Origin of the sequence: Paenibacillus sp. IHBB 10380, from assembly GCF_000949425.1 — a bacterium.
Lineage (GTDB): Bacteria > Bacillota > Bacilli > Paenibacillales > Paenibacillaceae > Paenibacillus_AQ.
The window spans coordinates 2,242,990-2,263,260 of record NZ_CP010976.1 but is presented as its reverse complement, the minus strand read 5'-3'; the positions used below and the strand labels follow the sequence as shown (position 1 = coordinate 2,263,260).

The following is a 20,271-nucleotide window of genomic DNA, read 5'->3' as shown; positions in this document are numbered from 1 at the left end:
CAATCATATGAAAGGAGTTATGATAAATTGCTTGCTATACAATCGTATTACAAGATTCATAGAAAAGTGACCAGCATGGAACAAACAACCGTGGTGCACGAACGATTAATGTATTTATATGAACATAAAGTTAAAACGCAATATCGAGAGTTCCCTATCGATGAAGTATTTGATATGTCTTATCGAAGAATGGGAGCTGAGGGAGGATTTCTATATTTACATACGAAGCAAGGCGTGTATCCTTACACTGTCAGAGCTAATCCCAATGAATTTATTACTGCATTCAAGGAACTGAAATGAATAGGAGGTCTTAGCTGATGAAGTCAACTGGGTGGGGAAAAAAGATCACTTCAGTCCTAATAGTGGTTAGTTTGCTGATTGCTTACTCAAGCTTTAAAAACTCGATAATGGTTACCGCTAAACCCGATTATATATATCAGCCGGAACAAGTAGCATTGGCTCAAAATACAAAAAGTAGCATATTGTCAGGGGATACGGTCACCGATAGTATTCAAGATCAAAGCTCTGAACAGGACGCCATTGTAAAAAAGAATGCTTTACCTCAGGGATTCGTTTATTTAGATGAGCTTATCCCTACAGCACAATATGATCTCAAATATTATGACGATTATAATTTTGTGGGTAAACGAATAGATGGTTATAAAGCACCACTCGCGATCATGTCACTTAAAGCAGCAAAAGCGCTGAAAAAAGTGAATGCGGAGCTGGAACAGAAGGGGTACGTTCTCAAGATATTTGATGCTTATCGTCCACAGAAGGCGGTCAATCACTTTGTAAGCTGGTCCAAAGATACGAAAGATATCAAGATGAAAAAGCAATTCTATCCCAAGTTGGATAAACGAAATTTATTCAAGCTCGGTTTTATTGCTACGAAATCGGGTCATACGAGAGGGAGCACCGTTGATTTAACACTAGTACACCTATCAACAGGCAAGGAAGTAGATATGGGTGGTAGCTTCGATTTTTTCGGGGATGTCTCCAAACACGGTACAAAGCTAATCACGAAACAACAAACGATCCATCGCAATCTACTTAAGAACGCTATGGTAAAGCAGGGGTTCAAACCATATACGAAGGAATGGTGGCACTATACATTAATCGCGGAACCATTTCCGAATACGTACTTTAACTTCGATGTTGAATGAAAGACTGAATTAGATTTATCACATAACGAACAAGACATATAGGTGTCAAGTTATGTATGATACGATCCTAAAGTACAGACCCAGCGAAAAGTCGGTGAATGATCCGCACTTATTCGTTCTAAGATAGTCTGCAAAAGGAGATAGATAATGGGAGAACCATTAAAATTGATGTACAATGAGGCATTTCTAAGAGGTTTTGGCGAGAAAATACACACCGTTTATGGTGCTTTCGATAATGAAGGGTTCATCGCTACAACGATGGATGACACATGGGATGAGCTTGAACTTAAAGCTCGTATGCGGCGGATTACATTATCACTTGGAGGATATTTACCACGGCAGTATGAAGACGCGCTGGACGTACTGTTCGCGATCGATGAGACATGTGTTGGATTTCCGTATTTATTCTTTCCGGATTTCGTGGAGGTGTATGGTCAGGCAGAGGAACATTGGAAGCTTTCGATGAAAGCGCTAGAGCGATTCACTTCGAAGTCATCCGCGGAATTTGCCGTACGACCCTTTCTGCTGCGCGATCCTGAGCGGATGATGTGCGAGATGTTAGCTTGGGCGCAGCATCCGGATGAGCATGTTCGACGTCTAGCAAGTGAAGGCTGTCGGCCCCGTCTACCGTGGGGACAAGCACTCCCGATGTTCAAGCGCGAACCAGATCCAATCTTGCCCGTACTTGAACTGCTAAAGGCAGACACATCGCTATATGTACGTAAGAGCGTCGCCAATAATCTTAACGACATTGTAAAGGATCATCCTTCAGTGGTAATAGATATAGCCCGGCGCTGGAAAGGTGTGAATTCACATACAGACTGGATCGTACGACACGGCTGTCGAACCTTAATCCGTAAGGCTGATCCTGAGATCATGTCGTTATTCGGTTATGCAGAACCCGCAGCGGGCACAGCTTCGATAACAACCCATGCCTCTTTATCGGCTGAGCCCAATACGATACCCATAGGCGGTTCAAGCGAACTCAGATACGAGCTTCATATCCAAGAGGGAGAACAGGCACACATCCGTATCGAATATGGAATAGACTTCGTGAAGGCTAGAGGGCAAACATCCCGCAAATCATTCCTATTATCAGACAAAACAGTGCCTGGTGGTACATACCTTCAGGGTACACGAACACATAGCTGGCGAGAGTTGACAACCCGTCGTCATTATCCTGGCGAGCACCGGATTTCACTGTTAGTGAACGGACGTGAAGTCGCTTATGTAATGGTGGAACTCACATCAAATGAGGATGTATGAAATCAATAATTATACAAATGATCATATAAGGTATATTAGGATATCCTCTGGATCTGATAGGAATATTGCACAATAATAATAGGGCGGGTTGAAAGATCTGATACAGTGGATCTTTCAACCCGCCCTATGAAATTTGTGGACGAGTATCCATATCCTAGCTCTTTATGGCTCTACGGCTGAGGCATTGACCCAATGTTGTACAAAGCAATGGACGAAAATAGGGTTAAATGGAAGCGCATTCATTACGAAATCTATACTATAATGGGAAACGAGAGCGGAGGAGGGATGAGATGCTAGACGAACGAGCTGCTAAAGTATTACATCTCATATTGTCTAATCGGGTTATAACTCTCAGACAGCTGGAACTTCAGCTGGGTAGTTCAAGGCGAAAGGTAAATTACGATCTTCAAAAAATCAACGATTGGCTGTTAGAACAAAATCTGCCCCTCATCCAAAACAAGCGCGCGCACGGTTTCACCGTGGATGAAAAAACGAAGGAGATCATCACAGGCACGCTAGCTAAAGTCAAGTTGCAGGAATTTATTCCGTCTCCCATGTTAAGAAACGATATGATGCTCGTAAAGATTTTTATGACGAACGACTATTTATCCGTCAACCATTTTATTTCATCGTTTAAAGTCAGTAGAAATACCGTGTTGACTTATATCCAAAAGGTTCGGTCAGAGTCGGAACGAGTCGGAATCTCGCTGAAATACAGCCGCCAGGAGGGATACTGGCTGGATGGAGATGAAATGGACATCCGGACGTTAATCTTAAGCAGTCTAGCGCGTGTGGTTCAACAGCCAAGAGGACTTTTTGTCCTCAAAACTGTTTATGATGAGCAAAAAAAAACCGGAGCTTTTGATCAAAGCTATGATGCTATCATCTCATCACTGAACCGAATTGAAGACAGCTTGGGTATTTCCTTTGTCGAGGAGCGCATGAAGGAATTTGCCTCCTTTATGACCCTTCTGCTTGCAAGATTAGAAGGGGATCACGCCGTCTCTGTAACTAGCAGTGTCATGAAAACCATTCAGGAAACAAAGGATTATCAGGCTGTGGAAAGCATGCTGGAGGATTTAAACACCAAGCTGTCCGGGAAAGAAAAGACGTATATCACGATCCTTATGTTGGGATTAAGTCTCAGGCATGACAACCAGATTTATCAGAAACAAAACAGCAAAGAGTTCAATAAGATTACCAGCGAAATTCTATCTGAATTTGAGATGCTGGCATATGTGGAATTCAAGAATCGCGAGCAGGCCGTCAAATCGTTACTGATGCATTTGAAGCCGGCTTATTATCGACATATCTTTCATATTCCACTGTCCAATCCTTACTTGGAAACGATTAAGGAGGAGCACTTTGACCTTTTTCTTCTTGTCAGAAAAGCACTTAGGAAATTCGAAAAGTTCGTGGGTTCTTCGCTTTCCGATGATGAAATCGGTTACATCACCCTGCATTTTGGTTCATTTCTGAATGACCAAGCGATCATTTTTACTCGAAAAAAGGGCATCATCGTATGTCCGAATGGGCTAGCCACATCCAATATGCTGAAGCGGCAAATTGAGAGAGTCGTTCCCGAACTGGAGATTGTGAAGGTCAGCTCCATTCGGGAATATGATGATTCCCGCGAGGAAGTGGACATTATTTTTTCAACTGTCCCCCTCCGTACACAAAAGCCGTTGATCATCGTTCAGCCTATTCTGACATCGATGGATAAAGCTAAGATTATTCAGGAGGTTGATTTCATTTTACATGGAACAAAGTCCTTTAAACCGAAGGCGAATCGTTTGATGCAAGTTATCAAATCTTTTGCGGAGGTTCATGATGAGGATGGGCTGTATACCGCGATCAATGACATTCTTAATGGGAATACACTAGACAATATAGGGAGGTATAAGCCTGTGTTAAAGGAACTGCTTACTAAAGACATGATACAGTTTGAAGAAGGGGTGGATAATTGGGAACAGGCAATTCGGATTGGAGCACGCCCCTTATTATATACCAATGCAATAGGACAAAGATATGTTGACGCCATGATTAACAATGTGAACACGCTGGGAGCGTATATTGTGTTGGCCCCGAAGGTAGCGGTACCCCATGCGCGGCCAAGGGATGGTGTCTCCAAGTTGGGAATGAGTCTATTGAAGCTAGATCGAAGTGTTTCATTTGCGGACAATGATCCCGAGAAAGACGTGAACATTATAATTGTGTTGGCCGCTATCGACAATGAATCACATCTTAAAGCATTAACACAATTGATGGAACTTCTCGAAGAAGAAGGAAATATTGAGAAACTGATTCAGGCCGATAATTTAGACCCTATCATTGCTTTAATCGAGCAGTATAGCTAGATCTAGATATCGAAATATATGAGGAGGAATGGGCATGTTGAATATTGTGACCGTATGCGGCAACGGAATTGGTAGTAGTCTGATGCTGAAATTGAAGATCGAGGAAATATGCTCTGAAAATGGCATCAAGGCTTCGGTTGAATCCTCGGATTTCAATGCAGCTAAAGGTCGGAACTGTGATTTGATCGTTACAGTGAATGAACTGGCTTCCCAATTTGATAAAAGCCAAAGAGTGGCTGTCACCCGTAGTTATATCAATAAGAAAAAGATCCAGGAAGACATATTGGAAACTTTGCTAGAGATGAATAATTAAACGTCCAAGGGGGAGCAATGATGAGCTTTATATCTGGGTTGTTGGAGTTCATAAAGGATGTTTTATCCCAGCCGGCTCTTTTGATCGGGATTATGTCCTTTATTGGGTTGATTGCCTTAAAAAGCCCAGGGCACAAGGTATTAACTGGAACCTTGGGACCCATTCTCGGTTACATTATGCTCAGTGCGGGAGCAGATTTTATCGTTGCCAATCTGAATCCGCTGGGAGCATTGATTGAGAAGGGGTTTCATATTCAGGGCGTCGTTCCGAACAATGAGGCCATCGTAGCCTCAGCGCAAAAGATACTCGGAGTAGAAACCATGTCCATTCTGGTGCTCGGTCTGGTGCTCAATCTAGTGATCGCCCGTTTCACCAAATATAAATATATATTTCTAACGGGACATCATAGTTTCTTTATGGCTTGCCTTTTATCCGCGGTTCTAGGTACTTCAGGGATGTCTGGCGCTCTCTTGATTGTTGTAGGCGGTTTCCTTCTAGGCGCATGGAGTGCAATCTCACCAGCGATCGGTCAAAGATACACCCTGAAGGTTACTGACGGAGATGAAGTGGCCATGGGCCATTTCGGAAGCTTGGGTTATTATTTGGCGGCTTGGGTTGGTAAGAGAGTCGGTAAACCCGAAGATAGCACGGAAAAGATAAATATTCCGGAAAAATGGAATTTCCTTCGCAATACGACGATTTCAACGGCTTTAACCATGATTGTGTTTTATTTAATCGCTGCATTTGCGGCCGGACCCGAATTTACATCGACTTTATCTGATGGTATGTCGCCGTATTTGTTCGCCGTTATGACGGGGTTGAAGTTTGCTATCGGTGTAACAATCGTCTACTCGGGTGTACGGATGATTCTGGCTGATTTAATTCCCGCTTTCCAAGGCATTGCAACCAAAATCATTCCTAATGCCATCCCTGCGGTCGACTGTGCGGTATTCTTTACTTATGCGCAAACCGCTGTCATTATCGGTTTCGTCTGTAGTTTCATTGGCGGCGTAATCGGGATGCTAATTCTAGGTATGGGGGGAGGAGTGCTTATCATCCCCGGACTCGTTGCCCACTTTTTCTGTGGAGCAACAGCAGGGATATACGGCAATGCGACAGGAGGTCGCAAAGGAGCAATAATAGGTTCCTTTGTCAATGGTTTGGCGCTGTCCTTCCTTCCTGCTCTCCTGCTTCCAGTGCTTGGTAATCTAGGTTTCGCTAACACGACCTTCGGAGATGTTGATTTTGCCATACTTGGTATTACTCTTGGTCAAGCTGGTCCAACGGGAATATACGTTATTGTAGCTATATTAGTAATTATTCTGTTAATCCCTAATTTTATCAAGACCAAATCGGTTACGCTAAACAATTATGAAGATACTAAAGGAGCCTGATTATGGAAAATCTAAAAATTAAAATTTATGCAGATGGGGCAGTTGTAGAGGATATGCTGGAGGCTTACCGATCCGGCAACATAAAGGGGTTTACGACAAATCCTACTTTGATGAAGCAGGCCGGAATCCGAGACTATGAAGAGTTTGCTAAGGAAGTGCTGCAGAATATACCAGATAGACCGATTTCTTTTGAAGTCTTTTCGGATGATTTCGCCGTTATGGAGGAAGAAGCGAAAAAAATTGCTGGATGGGGAGTGAATGTGTATATCAAAATCCCCATTACCAACTCTCGGGGAGAAACCTCTATTCCTTTAATCCGCAAGTTATCGGGACTAGGGTATTCACTGAATATTACGGCAATTTTAACGCTTACTCAGGTTCGGGAGACGGTGAATGCCTTTGCACAAGGGACGACTAATGTGGTTTCAGTATTTGCAGGAAGAATGGCTGATTCTGGAGTAGACCCTGTACCGGTCATGAAAGAGGCTGCAGCCATCTGTCATGCCAAAGCGGGAACCGAGCTACTATGGGCAAGTCCGAGAGAATTGCTTAACATTTTTCAGGCGGACCAATGCGGATGCGATATTATTACCTGTACCCCGGCCATCTTGAGCAAGCTGCCCAATGTTGGCAAGGGATTGGAGCAAATCTCACTAGAGACAGTACAGATGTTCTCCAAAGATATTCAAATGCTCGGCTATTCCATTGTATAAATTCAAGATCATTTTGTCATACCGACTTCTAAGAAAATAATACCGTAATTAAATCCAATTATACGAAGGTGGACGGAGAAATTACATCAAGGTTTGAATGTTGTAGCTGGCAAAAGACCTATCTTTTCTGCACATTATCAAAAAACCGAGGTTAAACCTCGGTTTTTTCTTGTGTTGCTTCCCCATTTTCTGAATCTTGCAATTAGAGTATAGAGGTGCAACCGTTAATCCTCTGAATACATGATTAAAGATTATTGATCATAATGGGATATATCTCCATACATTTCAACAGAGGGGATATCGTCTTTTATTGAAATTTTGGAAAGACTGGTTGACTCAATATCCGACAGGCTTGCAAGTTGTTCTATCGTTTTATTACCGTAGTAGCCTAGGATCATTTTCAAGGTTATTCGGTGAGTAACGATGAGTACATTTCCTCCCTGATATAAGGATAGAATTCGGTCTATAGCAACTTTGCTTCTGTCTAGTAGCTCCTGATATGTTTCTCCTGAACCTGTTGGCTGGTACAAATGGGGACTATTGAAAAACTCAAAATATTCTTTCGCATAACGCTCCTGTATAAAATCAATTTGCTGTCCTTCCCATAGTCCCATATTGATTTCCTTTAACTCGTCCATTTGCGTAATACTTCCCCTATTGTTCCCCGCCACTATTTGGGCGGTTCGGAATGCTCGTGGACTGGAACTTGAATAAACCGCATCGAATGATACAGATTCTAACCTCTTATGTAGCCATTCCGCTTGAAGAACCCCCAATTCTGTAAGAGATGAATCCTGATGCCCTTGCATTTTCTTTTGTAAATTCCACTCCGTTTGTCCATGTCTTGTCAAATATAAAGTAGTCTCTGCCAAAGTAATTCCTCCAATGTATAAATTTCATGTCTTGAGTATACTATTTCAAAGTATATAATAATAATATATATTTTATATTTTATATAAATAAAAGTTATATGAAGTGGAGGGGATTTCATGAATTTACACGCTCTAAAAATATTTTATACGATTGCCTTAACGGGAAGTGTTACCCAGGCGGCAGCCCGACTTAATATAAGCCAGCCTGCGATTACGGCTCAGATCAAGAAATTTGAGAAGGAATTGAATGTAGTCTTGTTCGAGCCCAAAGGTAGGGGGGTAGCCCTTACTTTGATTGGACAAAAACTGATAGAGCCTGTGGGTAGGTTGTTCACCTTGGAGAATCGAATCGAGTCGATGATTGAAGATTATCGAATTCACGGAAGCGGCAAATTGCATGTGGCGGGAACATATCTGGCCACAAGCTTTCTGATTCCCAAATGGGCTGCCAGATTTAAAAGCAATTATGCAGAAACAGAGGTAACGATTACCACTGCCAATTCGCAGGAAGTCCTTGATAAACTGATGAATTATGTGGTGGATATCGCCATTTGCGGAGGAGAGCCTGAATTTTATCCTGAAGAAGTGGAGCGGGAGGAGCTCTATAAAGATGAAGTTTGGTTTGTTGTTGCTCCTGACCACAAGTTTGCCAATCGGCACATTACGTTCAGTCAGATGGTTACGGAGCCTTTTATCATGAGAGAGGAAGGAAGTGCAACTCGGGAGAGGTTGTTCGCCTTATGCAGGACTAACAGGGTTCAGTCCCCAAGAGTAGCGCTTCAATTCAGCGGACTGAACGAGACGATTCATGCCGTAGCTTCTGGTTACGGTGCAAGCTTTATATCTTCTTTAGCTGCCAGTGAGTTTATCCGGCGAGGAGAGCTGGCAAGAGTGTATGTGGATAAGCTGTTTGCTATGAATACGATTTCGTTGTGTACACGTAAAAATGAAAAATATGAGCCTTGTGTTAAAGCGTTTATATCCATTGTGCATGAAAATTTGGATGGTATAAATTCAAAATAGTGAGGGAGTCATTCGAAACCATTCCAAAGAACTCTTGTTTTAATCAAAAGATCTAGTTAAGATATATTAGTAAATTATACTATAATAATACATATTTCAATTTCGGAAAGAGACTTATCTGATCGTTTTACAATGCAGTTGTCAATGAATCAGGTAAGTAAGCAGTATAAGGGGGAATGTAAATGACGAATGTGAATTTATTTTGTTTTCCATATGCGGGCGGTTCCGCAATGTTTTATAAGAAATGGCCGCAGGTGCGCGGAGAGATTACGGTATATCCAGTTGAACTTGCAGGAAGAGGGAGCAGGGCAAGTGACCCGAACTACCAGACGTTATCTCAAGCTGTCGACGAAGCATGTAATTATGTGGAATTGCACAATGCAGGTGGCCCGTACGCGTTGTTCGGACATAGCATGGGAGGGCTACTTGCTTATGAAACAGCGTGCCGTCTCGTTGCGGCAGGGTATAGGGGAGCGGAGCACCTATTTCTTTCATCAACCCGTTGTCCGCATGAGCAAAAGCGCAGTGAACCGACTTCACATCTTTCCGACGATGCCTTTATCCAGAAAATAATGGATTATCGCGGAACTCCAGATGAAGTGTTCAAAAATAAAGAGCTAAAGGAGTACGTACTGCCTATCCTGCGGTCGGATTTTTCGATAATCGAGAATCACCGTTATGAAATGAAACAACCAATTGATTGTCCCTTAACGATCCTATACAGTACGAATGATACGGTAAACCGGGAGGATGTGGAGCCGTGGGCGGACAAAACGATACAGGACTGCGAATTTGTGGTATATCCCGGCACACATTTTTACATCCTGAATTATATGGATGAGGTATATAGCAAGATCGTACTAAAGCTGGCGAACGCAGGTCGGCTCATGCAGTATTAAGCGCTAACATCCTATTGGCTCTAACGGAAACGATAGAGCCATAAAAGTGAACCAATCAAAACACGTTATTTTCGTGTTTTGATTGGTTTTTTGTTATCCCTAGAAGACGCTCTAATTCGATTTCACTTAGCAACCGGAAATAACAGGTCAGTCTCATTCGTTTTACTTTTATTAAATTCTAGTATATTATAATCTAAATCGGACAATGATTATCCGGTTTAGATTATAGTGATCTGAATCAAGTCTCTTTATCAAGAATAATTGACTAGAGAATGAAATTTTCAACAATACAAAAGCCAAATAGAGGTGATTTTGATGCATATGAAAACAGGTGTTGAACAATCGGTTTATGCTATTCTTTTATTGAATATGTTGCCAGACAAGGCGGTTTTGCCTGGAGAAGCGATCAGTCAACAATTATGTGCTTCAGCAACGTATTTCCAAAAATTATTAAGAAAGTTAGTTAGTGCCGACTTGATTACTTCTGTTCCAGGAGTAAAAGGTGGTTTTAAATTAAAGAAAAAACCTAATGAAATTCGGATATATGATATTTATCTTGCCATTGAAGGACAGCAGACACTTTACTCTGCCAGTGGTACTTTGAACGATATGCTTGAGCTAAATATAGAAGATCAATGTTGTTTATTAACTGATTTAATGGAAGAAGCTGAGAACTCTTGGAAATCTGTATTGAAGAGAGAAACCGTTGCAACTTTTTATGATGAAATTCGCGAAGAACGTTTTAAAACGGAGGTTGAATCTTTACAAGCATGGGTTAAAGAAAATATGGTCTTATAAAATTATACAAAAGAGGGATAAAGATGATTACAAACTTAAGTCGTATTAATGAATTAGCAAAAAAGCAACGTGAAGAAGGTTTAACCGATAGTGAACGGGTTGAGCAACAAGTATTACGTGAAGATTACTTGCGTGAAATTAGGGGACAAGTTCTTAATACGATTTCAGGATTGACTGTGCTCGATCCGCTTGGAAATGATGTTACACCAGATAAAGTTCGTATAGTGCAAGATAAGGCATCGAGATAAGGATCGTCTAATACGTTGGGAACAGTAGAAAGGGATTATTATTATGAAAGACTACTTAGTAAAAGCACTAGCTTATCAAGATCAAGTTCGTGCTTATGCAGTCACAACAACGGAAACCATAGGTGAAGCTCAACGTCGCCATAATACATGGCCAACGGCTTCTGTAGCATTAGGACGTTCTATGACGGTTAGTGTCATGCTTGGTGCGATGCTTAAAGGTGAGGAAAAACTATCGACAAAAATTGATGGTGGCGGTCCAATTGGGACGATTATCGTTGATGCGAATGCCAAAGGGGAGGTTAGAGGATATGTCAAACATCCTCAGATTCATGTTGATCCAAATGATCTTGGTGAATTAGATGTTGCAAAAGCGGTTGGAACGAATGGAATGCTGTCAGTTTCAAAAGATATTGGATTACAACAATCTTTTATCGGACATGTTCCTCTCGTATCGGGGGAGCTGGGAGAAGATTTTACTTCATATATTGTTCATTCTGAACAAATTCCTTCTTCTGTCGGCGTGGACGTCCTTGTCAATTCAGACAATACCATTCAGTCAGCTGGGGGCTTTATCGTTCAGCTCATGCCGGGTAGTAACGTGGAGATTATAAGTTTCATTGAAGATCGGCTGAAGGTAATCCCTAACATTTCTTCAATGCTTCGGCAAGGGATGACGCCTGAACAGATCCTTGATCAAGTATTAGGGGATGGGAATGTAAGAGTGTTAGAGAAAATGCCTATTCAGTTCCAATGCCAATGTTCCAAAGAAAAATTATCTAATGCCATTGTAAGTTTAGGAAGTGACGAGATTCAGGACATGATCCATACCGATGGACAGGCTGAGGCACAATGCCACTTTTGCAATGAAGGCTACTTTTTCACGAAAGAAGATCTAGAAATATTATTGGAAGCAGCTATTCAATAACGTTTCAAGTAAGATGCTCCAATCAATACACTCCGAGAAGAAAGAAGTTGAGATACTATGAAAAAACTGAATCAAATCTCTTATTCTATATTGGATTTGGCAGCAATTAGAAAGGACGGCTCGCCTACCGAGTCATTTAAAAACACACTGAGTTTAGCACAGCATGCGGAAGAATGGGGCTATAATCGCTATTGGCTTGCTGAACATCATAGTATGCCTGGGATCGCTAGCTCAGCAACTTCAGTCGTGATAGGTTATGTGGCCGGGGGTACCAAAAAAATCCGCGTTGGTTCCGGTGGAATTATGCTCCCTAATCATGCTCCACTCGTTATTGCAGAACAATTCGGTACACTTGAAGCCATGTATCCGGGACGTATCGATCTGGGATTAGGTCGAGCACCTGGAAGTGATCAATATACGGCAATGGCTCTTCGTCGTGATCATGGAAGTAATGGACAAGAGTTTCCGGAACAGTTAGAGCAGTTAATGAGTTATTTAGATGAGGGCTCCAAACACAATCGTGTAAGAGCTATTCCTGGAGAAGGACAAGAGATTCCTATTTGGCTTTTGGGATCCAGTGGTTTTAGTGCTGCTTTAGCTGCTAAATTAGGCTTACCTTTTTCTTTTGCGAGCCATTTCTCAGCAGATAATACATTACCAGCTCTTGCACAATACCGTGACCACTTTCAACCGTCAGAAGTATTGGATAAGCCTTATGCTATGGTAGGCGTAAATGTCTATGCAGCAGATACAACAAAGGCAGCGCAATTTCTTGCAACCTCACATCAACAGCAGTTTTTAAGCTTAATTCGTAACAAGCCGGAACAACTAGCTCCACCCGTAGATTCCATGGAAGGCATTTGGACACCACACGAAAAAGCACTTCTCATGAACCAGATGAAATCGTCGATTATTGGGAACCCAGATGAAGTGAAAGCACAGCTTCAAGCATTTCTGGATGAGACTCAAGCCGATGAAATGATTATTAATTCGATGATCTATGATCAAAAAGCTCGTCTCCGTTCCTATGAAATTGTAACTGATGTCACGGGAATGAAAGCATAACGGGTAACGTATAGAAACAATTAAAGTTACCGGTAGCATTGCGAAAAAACACGCTACGTAAATTTCGACAAAAAGGTTAGTATCTTCAACTGTACATGCAATAGATCCGGTAGCATCTTAGTTGTTTTGATAGAGGAATAATGATACCTAGAGTAGCTTCGGGCAGAAGTTACTCTAGGTATTTTTTATAGACAAATTGCCCATTCGAATTAAATATGGAGATGTGATGGAGAGAAAGAATAATTCCAATTTCGAAGTAACTGATCTACAATGAAAAAAGTATCTTCGGTCTAATTTAATAGTTTCATCACAACAATGTAATAGAATAGTAGGAATGTTAACCTTATAAAAGGAGTGGATACAATGAAGCGTATCACTGTTTTGATAGCTGATGATGAGGAAGAAATTGCAGATCTAATTGCATTACATTTAAAAAAGGAGGGTTACCATATCATTAAAGCATCTGATGGGCAGGAAGCTATTCATGCTGTGCAGACGCATTCTATTGATTTGGCGATTTTAGATATTATGATGCCCAAACTGGATGGTTTTGAAGTAACCCGACAAATTCGAGAACAATATCAAATGCCTATTATTTTTTTGAGTGCCAAAACTTCCGACCTGGATAAAATCGCAGGACTGGTGAGGGGAGCGGATGATTATATGACCAAACCGTTCAACCCGATGGAATTGGTTGCTCGTGTGAATGCTCAGCTACGGCGTTCCATGCAGTTGAATCAACCAGAAGTAGACAAACCTGTTTTGGAGGAGGGTGGATTGGTTATTCATCCTGATCAACGCACCGTTTTCCTTTACGGTAAGGTCATCGAACTAACGCCGAAGGAGTTCGATATTTTGTATCTATTAGCTAGATATCCTAAGAAAGTCTATAGCGCGGAAAATATTTTCCAACAGGTGTGGGGGGAAGCCTACTATGAAAGTGGTAATACGGTCATGGTTCATATTCGTACGTTGCGAAAGAAACTTGGAGAGGATATAAATAAAAACAAACTTATCAAAACCATTTGGGGAGTGGGTTATACATTCAATGGCTAAAATGCTACGAAGTTTTCGTTCTAAAATGATTATGTTATTGGGTCTAAGCATGGTTATATCCGCTACCATTACCTTTATGATCTATAAAGTTCTCCAGTTGTATTATAGTACTCTTAAGTTTGAGAATCCATTGACTCCTATTCGTTATTTCATAAGGAAGATAGGGGATGTTAACTCATTTTTGATTATTTTTATCCCGCTTGCGATTTTGTTTTTCTTTCTTTTGACGAAGCGTTATGCCACTTATTTCAGTGAGATTTCCAATGGAATTCATCATCTCGCCAATGGCGACTTTAAAAGTAGAGTTCATATTTCATCCAATGATGAATTCGGGGATGTTGCCAAGGACATAAATCTGGCTAGTGAAAAATTGCAAGAGGCTGTAGAAAGAGGAGATTTTGCAGAAAACAGTAAGGATCAATTAGTCTTGAATTTGGCTCATGATCTGCGTACGCCGCTGACTTCTGTTTTAGGTTATTTAGATTACATTCTTAAGGACGATCATCTAACTTCAGAACAAGTCAGACATTATACAAGTATTGCCTTTGCCAAGTCTCAACGTTTAGAGAAACTTATTGACGAACTATTCGAAATAACTAGAATGAACTACGGCATGCTTACCATTGAAAAAAGACAAATCGATCTGACTGAACTGCTTATACAATTAAACGAAGAATTATATCCTAGCTTTGAGAAAAGCCATTTAGTAGCTAGATTGAATGTGACTCCGCATTTAATGATTTATGGTGACGGAGACCTGTTGGCACGTGTATTTGAGAATCTATTGACCAATGCCATTCGTTATGGAAATGATGGTCAGTTTGTAGATATTAACGGCTATCTTGATGCAGACGATGTGGTGGTTCAAGTGGTCAATTATGGAGATCGTATTCCCCCAGAAGAGTTGCCGCATCTTTTTGATATGTTCTATACCGGTGACCAAGCACGAACTCATCGAGTGGGGAGTACAGGTCTCGGCTTGTTCATTACGAAGAATATCGTGGTGCAGCATAATGGAACTGTTTCTGTCCAAAGTAGTCTGATTCGTACGCTCTTTGAAGTGCGTTTACCACGTACCGATGAAATATCGATGAAAGTTAAAGATGTTAAAGGCGATCAGCAAGTAATAAGAGTTGAAACAATATAGTACTTATCAAAGAATTCTTATTCAATAAGGGTTCTTTTGTTATGTGATGGCAAGCATAGGACATGTTCCTATACAATCTGGTAATATAAACGAAATGTCATTGAAATACCACATACTATTAACTTATATAGAGTGAAAGGATACAAGATTCGATGAATAAGAACCTATTATATATTGAGGATGATCTTGAAATTGGAGGTTGGGTGAACGATGATCTAGCTGGTCGTGGATATGACGTCTGTTGGCTGACTTCTGGTGAAGGTGCGATGGAGCAAATGGACACAAGCGACTTAGTCATACTAGATATTATGCTACCAGGACTTGATGGCTTTTCCGTGGGGCAGCGATTGAAAAAAGACTTTCCCCAAACACCGATTTTAATGCTATCAGCAAGAGCTTCGATAGAGGATAAGCTGCAAGGGCTTCAATTTGCTGATGACTATCTTACGAAGCCTTTCCATCCTGAGGAATTAGCCGCTAGGGTTGAGGTGTTACTACGACGTTTTGAGAAAGTCTCTGTTGCAATGATTGAACTTATGCATGTTCGTATTTATCTTAATGAGAAAAGAATCATCGATACACGGACAGAGCAGGAAATTATTTTAACAGGCAAACAATTTCAAATTTTCAATTACTTATTACGTCATCCGAATCAAATACTAACGAAGGAACAAATTTTCGAGGCGGTGTGGGGAGAAATATATTCGGAAGGTGACAAAACATTAATGGTACATATACGTCATCTTCGTGAAAAAATAGAGAGTGATCCTAGTAATCCTGAGATTATTGAGACCATTCGTGGAATTGGATATAGGGTGAAACAATGAAATTTCGCCATTCTCTGCTAGCTAGGTTCCTTACTATTATCATGGTTGCATTTCTATTTTTACCCTTAATACTTCCGGTTACTGCGCTGCTCTTTTATTTACCAACAGAAATTATATCTAAGAATAAAGTGGATCAGTATATTTATGCAAATGGCGATGAGATAGAGAAAATATGGAAAGGTGAAGCGGAAAAACTAAAGGGCGCATCCCGAGAGACGATAAACGAGCAGTTGCAAACATTACATCAGCGGTATCCAAAATCAGGGATATTCTGGGTTAATGCAGCAGGTACAACGGAGCAGATGATTCCTAAGAATGAGTTAATTCCGAATCAATGGACTTCAGGCTATAGCATTCAATTTATGAAGAAAAGTGTAAGTTCAGATCCCTTTACCGTTGTATCTCTCATCGGAGAGTCACAGGACGAAGGCTTCATGGTTATTCAAATTCCACGTTCACTGATGAAGAGTGATGGTGAACCCAACAATAATTGGGTTGTTTTAGTATTCATTTTTATTATATTTCTTTTTTTCATATTTGCGACGGGACTGCTGTTCTACAAAATACGCAAACGGCTTGTGAATCTTCGAGAAGCCATGACAGAAGTCGATGAGACAGGGATTCCACGTACGATTATTGTACACAAGAAGGATGAGATAGGACAATTGGAACGTGCATTCAATCATATGATCGATGAATTGAATATGAGTAGACAGAGAGAGCAGGAGGGGGAGCAACTACGTAAGCAGCTCATTACAAATTTGTCGCATGATTTGCGTACACCGTTAACAACTATTCGGGGTCATGCCTATTCTCTACACAAGGAGATTTTAAGTACGAAGGCCAAAGAATCCATTCAAATCATTGAAGCGAAGGTTGATTATTTAGGTCAGCTTATTGAGAATTTACTGTCCTATACACTTTTATCCGCAGGGAAATATCCACTTGGGATGAGAAAAACAGATATCGTAAGAATAGTTCGCGCATCCCTTGCGTCCTGGTACCCCCTGTTTGAAAAGGATGGATTTGAAGTGAAGGTATGTTTAGCCGACAAAGACGTTTACTGGTGTATTGACTCTGAGTGGTTCAACCGGATTTTGGACAACTTGTTTCAGAATGTCGTGAGACACGCACGAAAAGGTCAATACATTGCTGTATCTATGGAGGAACATGAGGGAAGAGTTATGCTTATCATTGAAGACAAAGGACCTGGTATGAAAGCTAAATCCAGTGAGAAGGGAGCTGGAATTGGTCTATCCATCGTCTCCATTATGATCAAAGAGATGGGGCTGGAATGGGATATTATCAGTTCTGAAGAGGGGACACGGGTGCAGGTATATCCGAAAAATCTAGAAATTTAAACGAAACTTAAACAAAAGCCATCTTTCTTCTTAAGCCTCGGTAGTTATGATAAGTATCGAGGTAATCAGATTGAATGAATTCATTATAACCCATGATTTGTCCAAACGTTACGGATCAAGAGGTAGGAAGAAAGTTAATTTAGAGATTAATAAGGGAGATATTCACGGTTTCTTAGGGACAAACGAGAGAATTACATTTTTGATACCATTACCTTGGCGTCTACCATTATAGTTATTCTAGAAATTATACTTGGAGGGGAACAAATGATTAAACATAGAAATAGAAATACATACAATGCTTTGCTATTAAGCACACTTGTCATTTGTCAGTTGCCCGGATACACGGTCTCTGCCGCCTCAGGAGCTTCCAACGATATCAGTACCACGATATCTGCTGTGACAGCTAACAAAACAACTAACAGCTTGAGCTACATTCAGATAGGTAGCAATATCAAAGCTACACTCGAGGACGTCAATATCTGGCCTCAGGCGGAGGGGAATATCCTAACCTACACACTGAACTATTCTAACGGAAGCAACAGCGATATGAACATGATCCATTATTTTTCCAGAGTTGTGACTCCGGCCGGATCCGTCATTCCAGGCAACCCAGTCACCGGAGATGCGCTCAAGAAGAAAGTGGTTTCCAAAGAAAGCCTGCGCGTGACGTACTATGTCAATGTTGGGAAGACGGATTCACTGAAAGGTGTGAAAATCCCAATGTACGTTTGGGACGCCAAGACCAAGGGATATTTGAAGCAAGTAGGTACATTTAGTCTACCGGCTAATTATTCCCCAACTGCTGCAAGCGGCAAGAGTTTGACTACCACGATAAACGACATTCCCGTTACAGCGAATACCGAGTCGTTGCAAATCAATAAACATAACGGAAAAGTATATGCCAAGGTTGGAATAAGCCTGACCAACAGAGGAAAAAAAGTACTCGGCGACCCGGGCTATACGGCATATCTGGTCTCGGCAGGAGGTACTTCGTTTGAACTAGCGCTGGATAGCTCTCAAGTAGCCTATAAAATTCAGCCTCAGGAGAAAAAGGTGATCTACTATCTGACAGAGATCCCCGCCTATCTAAAAACGGATAACATGAAGCTGCAATTTGTCCAAAAAGATGAGACCCTGAAGCTAGAACTTCCAAAGTCTTCTTATAAACTTCCGGCGGCAAAGGTTCCTGACCTAACCGTAGGCAAGGGTGTTGTCAAGAAAATATTAATCAACAACAATACAATCGAAACTCAGCTGAACAACGCAACGGTATATGCAGAAAATGATATGGGGATATGGTCTATTCAGTTTCGTTTGAAAAATTCAGGTAACAAGGCCGTAACCTTGCCTTCTTATGAGCTTGCTGTCAAATCCTCAAAAGGAAAGACCTTCCCAATCAATGCGAAGGCTCTAAGTGGAATGACCTTAAAGCCTTTGGAAGAAAAGATAATCCAGCTTACAGCACAGCTCCCTCTTGAGGTGGAGCAGAATACACTGCAGTTGCAAATGATTGAGGCAGTCACCGCAGATACAACAGCAACCCCGGGGGCAACAGCTAAGCTGACGTTTCCCGTCGCTTATTATACGATTCCGTACACCCCTCGTCCGGATACGCACAGCGGGTTGGAGTACAAAACTACGAATCCTCATGGCTCCTTCACCTATAGTCTTCAATCGCTACAACGCTTTCCCTGGAAGGACGATGATATCGTTGTAGCCAAATTAAGAATTGTTAACACCCAGTCGGTGACGCTTTCTCTGCCTGACTTAAAGGGAGCATTGAAGGTGGATAACAAAGATTTGACGTCTTCGACGGAGCTATTTATGGACAAACAATCAACGGCATTGGCACCGGGCGAGACAGCCGAAATTTATGTGCTCGCTAAAGTTGATTACACCATGAAATTTAATAGTCTGAAAGTCATTCTATATTCTATATCTAACGAGGAGAATGTTCCGTTTCTTACACTCAGCACGAAGAGCACGATGAATGCTGTGGAAAAAATTGATCGTGGAGGAAGCTATACGGTTACCGGTAAAGGCAAAAACGCTAAAGTCCAAGAGAACAAGACAACGGTGTATGAAGGGGTTAACTCAAACATCGTGTATACGGAGATGATCATGAGCAGTGAGGAGAAAAGACAAAGCAAGATGGCACGTCTTCAAGCATACTACAAGACTGCAGATGGCGAGTTGTACGAAGCGGCGTCCAACCAATCAGATGCCTCTGCTGCCCCTAGCGGCAAACAATTAATCACCTTCTGGACGAAGCTGCCCAAGTCGGTGAGCACCTCGGATATTGCTCTTTATGTAGGTCCGGGGATCACAGGGAACAAGCTGAGCGAACCGGGACAAGAGACCACCGGCTTTATCAACATAGCTTCTCTGGCACTTAGTCCTCAAAAGTCAGTGGCGAATTTGACGAATGTTGCGCTGTACCCGTATACCTTATCTATCAAAGGATCTGATGGTAAGCATATGGAAGGTAGTGACACTATTAGCATTGTGTTAAATTACGACCTGCTCAAGGACAGCAGCTACGACACGGGAACGTTCAACCACAAGCTGATGCTCAAAATGACAGACCCTTATGGCAAGTCCCAGGAAAAAGCTGTAGTCCTAGGAACGGATCTGACGGAAGGAAGTAATAATTCGTTTACCATGACCTTCAACAGTAATATGTACAAAGATCTGTACGGTGGCCCCTATAAATTAACGTTATATGATGAATTACAAGGTGAGCGGATAGAATTGGCTAGCCAGACATACTCGTTAACCTATGAGAAGCTAAAGGTAATCGAGGAATAGGACTTCATTTATATCACAGTACAAAAAGGAGTA

The 20,271-nt window shown here is 41.5% G+C and carries 19 protein-coding genes; 18 read left to right on the top strand and 1 reads right to left on the bottom strand.

The genetic code is table 11. The annotated features are described in order from the left end of the window. Window positions 1-27: 27 nt before the first annotated feature. The 7 genes from UB51_RS09690 to UB51_RS09660 all read left to right on the top strand — a co-directional run bounded on the left by UB51_RS09690 (window position 28) and on the right by UB51_RS09660 (window position 7,209). Entirely contained in the window at window positions 28-300 is a 273-nt protein-coding gene (locus tag UB51_RS09690) for a hypothetical protein (RefSeq protein WP_324607756.1), read from the top strand. Between the two features lie 17 nt (window positions 301-317). Beyond that, window positions 318-1,166, top strand: a complete 849-nt coding sequence (locus UB51_RS09685; RefSeq protein WP_199925000.1) for a M15 family metallopeptidase — start codon at window positions 318-320, stop codon at window positions 1,164-1,166. Between the two features lie 147 nt (window positions 1,167-1,313). Further along, complete coding sequence (locus UB51_RS09680) at window positions 1,314-2,432, top strand: DNA alkylation repair protein (protein ID WP_044877125.1); 1,119 nt, start codon at window positions 1,314-1,316, stop codon at window positions 2,430-2,432. 290 nt (window positions 2,433-2,722) lie between these two features. Then, window positions 2,723-4,789 (top strand): BglG family transcription antiterminator, encoded by a 2,067-nt coding sequence (locus UB51_RS09675; RefSeq protein ID WP_044877124.1) that lies wholly within the window; start codon window positions 2,723-2,725, stop codon window positions 4,787-4,789. 34 nt (window positions 4,790-4,823) lie between these two features. Beyond that, a complete protein-coding gene (locus tag UB51_RS09670; RefSeq protein ID WP_044877123.1) occupies window positions 4,824-5,102 on the top strand; it encodes a PTS sugar transporter subunit IIB in 279 nt (92 codons plus the stop codon). A 20-nt stretch (window positions 5,103-5,122) separates the two neighbouring features. Beyond that, on the top strand, window positions 5,123-6,496 hold the full coding sequence (locus UB51_RS09665; RefSeq protein WP_044877122.1) for a PTS ascorbate transporter subunit IIC: 1,374 nt from the start codon (window positions 5,123-5,125) through the stop codon (window positions 6,494-6,496). Window positions 6,497-6,498: 2 nt separating this feature from the next. Next, entirely contained in the window at window positions 6,499-7,209 is a 711-nt protein-coding gene (locus UB51_RS09660) for a transaldolase (protein ID WP_144406991.1), read from the top strand. 251 nt (window positions 7,210-7,460) lie between these two features. On the opposite strand, the gene UB51_RS09655 is transcribed toward UB51_RS09660, so the two are convergent. Further along, the gene (locus UB51_RS09655) at window positions 7,461-8,081 is read right to left on the bottom strand and encodes a histidine phosphatase family protein (RefSeq protein ID WP_044877120.1); all 621 of its coding nucleotides are present in this window, start codon (window positions 8,079-8,081) and stop codon (window positions 7,461-7,463) included. Between the two features lie 117 nt (window positions 8,082-8,198). On the opposite strand from UB51_RS09655, the gene UB51_RS09650 reads away from it, so the two are divergent. The 11 genes from UB51_RS09650 (at window position 8,199) to UB51_RS09600 (ending at window position 20,238) form a co-directional block, all read left to right on the top strand. Then, the gene (locus UB51_RS09650) at window positions 8,199-9,104 is read left to right on the top strand and encodes a LysR family transcriptional regulator (RefSeq protein ID WP_044877119.1); all 906 of its coding nucleotides are present in this window, start codon (window positions 8,199-8,201) and stop codon (window positions 9,102-9,104) included. A 182-nt stretch (window positions 9,105-9,286) separates the two neighbouring features. Beyond that, entirely contained in the window at window positions 9,287-10,003 is a 717-nt protein-coding gene (locus UB51_RS09645; RefSeq protein ID WP_044877118.1) for a thioesterase II family protein, read from the top strand. Between the two features lie 315 nt (window positions 10,004-10,318). Beyond that, a complete protein-coding gene (locus tag UB51_RS09640) occupies window positions 10,319-10,801 on the top strand; it encodes an RrF2 family transcriptional regulator (protein WP_044877117.1) in 483 nt (160 codons plus the stop codon). Window positions 10,802-10,824: 23 nt separating this feature from the next. Then, complete coding sequence (locus UB51_RS09635) at window positions 10,825-11,049, top strand: DUF896 domain-containing protein (RefSeq protein WP_044877116.1); 225 nt, start codon at window positions 10,825-10,827, stop codon at window positions 11,047-11,049. A gap of 43 nt (window positions 11,050-11,092) precedes the next feature. Further along, window positions 11,093-11,974, top strand: coding sequence for an Hsp33 family molecular chaperone HslO (hslO, locus tag UB51_RS09630; RefSeq protein WP_044877115.1), 882 nt, complete (start codon window positions 11,093-11,095; stop codon window positions 11,972-11,974). A gap of 57 nt (window positions 11,975-12,031) precedes the next feature. Further along, window positions 12,032-13,039, top strand: coding sequence for an LLM class flavin-dependent oxidoreductase (locus UB51_RS09625; protein ID WP_044877114.1), 1,008 nt, complete (start codon window positions 12,032-12,034; stop codon window positions 13,037-13,039). Window positions 13,040-13,402: 363 nt separating this feature from the next. After that, window positions 13,403-14,095, top strand: a complete 693-nt coding sequence (locus UB51_RS09620) for a response regulator transcription factor (RefSeq protein ID WP_044877113.1) — start codon at window positions 13,403-13,405, stop codon at window positions 14,093-14,095. Beyond that, entirely contained in the window at window positions 14,088-15,242 is a 1,155-nt protein-coding gene (locus UB51_RS09615; protein ID WP_044877112.1) for a HAMP domain-containing sensor histidine kinase, read from the top strand. Before UB51_RS09620 ends, UB51_RS09615 begins: the two co-directional genes overlap by 8 nt. A 152-nt stretch (window positions 15,243-15,394) precedes the next feature. Then, a complete protein-coding gene (locus UB51_RS09610) occupies window positions 15,395-16,069 on the top strand; it encodes a response regulator transcription factor (protein WP_044877111.1) in 675 nt (224 codons plus the stop codon). Continuing rightward, window positions 16,066-17,430 carry a HAMP domain-containing sensor histidine kinase gene (locus UB51_RS09605; RefSeq protein ID WP_044877110.1) on the top strand — a complete coding sequence of 455 codons (1,365 nt, stop codon included), beginning with the start codon at window positions 16,066-16,068 and terminating at the stop codon, window positions 17,428-17,430. Before UB51_RS09610 ends, UB51_RS09605 begins: the two co-directional genes overlap by 4 nt. 264 nt (window positions 17,431-17,694) lie before the next feature. Next, the gene (locus UB51_RS09600) at window positions 17,695-20,238 is read left to right on the top strand and encodes a hypothetical protein (protein WP_052675838.1); all 2,544 of its coding nucleotides are present in this window, start codon (window positions 17,695-17,697) and stop codon (window positions 20,236-20,238) included. The last annotated feature ends 33 nt before the right edge of the window (window positions 20,239-20,271 follow it).